This is a genomic window from Streptomyces sp. NPDC107517 (assembly GCF_055582645.1).
The window spans coordinates 1-1,834 of the sequence record NZ_JBVJPM010000095.1 but is presented as its reverse complement, the minus strand read 5'-3'; the positions used below and the strand labels follow the sequence as shown (position 1 = coordinate 1,834).

The window sequence follows — 1,834 nt, the reverse complement described above, 5'->3', positions numbered from 1 at the left end:
GCGGCCCCGGATGCCTTTGAGATGGGCAGGGTTGACGAGCATCAGGTTCAGATGCGGCTGGAGCATGTAATAGACGCTCCGCCAGTAGTCCGAGGCGGCCTCCATGACGACCACCTCAACGCGGGCCCCGACCAGCCAGGCCAACAATCGCCGGATCTCGGACTGGGTGGTGCCGAACCGCTCAGTGCGTTGTGGCAAAGGGAGTCCCTGTTCGATGAGCAGGGGCTTCTTCGTGTGCGGGGCATGATCGCGGAGGGGTAGGGGCAGGCAGCGGACGGCTTGCTGTCGATCGAGGAGGGTGCGATGCCGTCGGTGCTGGGGTTGATGGAACGGCGTGAGGCGCGGGCGAGGCAGGATCTTGAGTCCTGGACGGAGGTCCTGGAACAGGCCCGGGCGGAGGTGGATGCCGCGCGGGAGCGAGTGGAGCGGGCCCGGGTGGGGCGTGAGGAGCTCGTGTCGGTGCTGGCTGGGGAAAGCCCGGTGGACACGCCGGTTTCCGTGCCTTCTGGTGGTGAGAGGGCTGCCGCCGTGGGATCGGGCGGCCCCGGCGTGGGGCATGGCGAGCGGCCGCCGGTGTGGCGGTCGGGCATGGACGAGGAGGTGCTCAGCGGCCTCTATCGGGAGGTGTTCGCCGCTGCGGCGGCCGCTTCGGGGCCGTTGAACGGGGTGGAACTGACGCGGGCGGTGGGCAGGGAAGCGGAGATCAAGAACGAGGTGGAGAAGATCCGTCACCGCGCCTACGTGCTGGAGAGGCGGGGCTGGCTGGTGCGGGCGAAGGACGGACGGTTCATGCCCGCGCCTTCAGCAGTCGGCCGGGGCGTTTCTCCGGCCAGCGCGGAGCGTCTGCGGCCAGGCGGCAGGACAGCTTGATCACGGCGGCCCACCACACCATCTGGGCGTGGTGGTCGGGTCGGCGTTCGTGGTCGCGGTTGAGGCGGCGTGAGCGGGCAAGCCAGCTCAGCGTGCGTTCCACCACCCACCTGCGGGCCAGTACGACAAATCCGCGGTGTCCGTCGCAGCGGCGCACGACCTCGATCCGGACTCCGTGGCGGGCGAACGCCTTCGCCAGCGCCGGACCCTGGTAGGCGCTGTCGACCCACACCAGTTTCAGCAGCCGGCCCGGCTGGTCGATGAACGTCTCCAGCAGCGTGGGGGCGGCCTTGGAGTCGTGCACATCGGCCGTGGTCACGGTCACTTCGAGGAGCAGGCCCTCGGTGTCGGTCAGGATGTGACGCTTGCGCCCGTCACGTGACTTGCCGCCGTCGTATCCGCGGCTGTCCTCGCCGACGGTCTCGGAGGCGTCCACCGACTGACTGTCGATGATTCCCGCGCTGGGCTCGGCGTTGCGGCCTGAGCGTTCCCTGGCCGTGCGGCGCAGGCGTTCGTGCAGTTCGCGCACGTAGTCGCAGGTCCGCCAGCGGCGGAAGAAGTCGTAGACCGCCCGCCAGTACGGGAAATCGACCGGCATGGCCATCCACTTCACGCCGTTGTCGACCAGGTAGCGCACAGCGTCGAGTATCTCGCGGTGGCAGTACGCCTCCGGACGCCCGCCCTGTTTGAGGAGCCAGGCCGGCACCGGCATCGCGGCGCGGACCTCGGCCCACTCCGCATCCGTCATGTCACTGGGATAGCAGCCTGCCCGCTGCCCCGGAGCGATCGAACCGAACCTGTGCACGTAGCAGTCACACCCAGGGGTGACCGCGGTGGACGCAGGCATAGTGGTACTGCTCAACTGATCAGGCAACGGGCTTCCTTGGTCGTGCTGGGTGTCGTAACCGCGTCACTACCAAGGGGCCCGTTCTTTCATGCCCACGGCCGCACCCGTACCTCTGTC

Annotated in this window: 2 protein-coding genes and 1 pseudogene; 1 reads left to right on the top strand and 2 read right to left on the bottom strand. The window is 68.6% G+C overall.

Annotation, left to right across the window (positions count from 1 at the left end; genetic code table 11):
• A pseudogene (locus tag ACZ67T_RS46270) lies at positions 1 to 198 on the bottom strand (hypothetical protein); the annotation flags it as partial.
• Between the two features lie 81 nt (positions 199 to 279).
• Between ACZ67T_RS46270 and ACZ67T_RS46265 the strand changes: the two are divergent.
• A complete protein-coding gene (locus ACZ67T_RS46265) occupies positions 280 to 870 on the top strand; it encodes a hypothetical protein (RefSeq protein WP_469993095.1) in 591 nt (196 codons plus the stop codon).
• On the opposite strand, the gene ACZ67T_RS46260 is transcribed toward ACZ67T_RS46265, so the two are convergent.
• The gene (locus ACZ67T_RS46260; protein WP_469993093.1) at positions 788 to 1,618 is read right to left on the bottom strand and encodes an IS5 family transposase; all 831 of its coding nucleotides are present in this window, start codon (positions 1,616 to 1,618) and stop codon (positions 788 to 790) included. The genes ACZ67T_RS46265 and ACZ67T_RS46260 overlap by 83 nt on opposite strands.
• Between the last annotated feature and the right edge of the window lie 216 nt (positions 1,619 to 1,834).

What these genes read in the sequence shown, in the direction of transcription:
- ACZ67T_RS46260 (WP_469993093.1), bottom strand. Translation starts at nt 1,618, where the DNA reads ATGACGGATGCGGAGTGGGCCGAGGTCCGCGCCGCGATGCCGGTGCCG.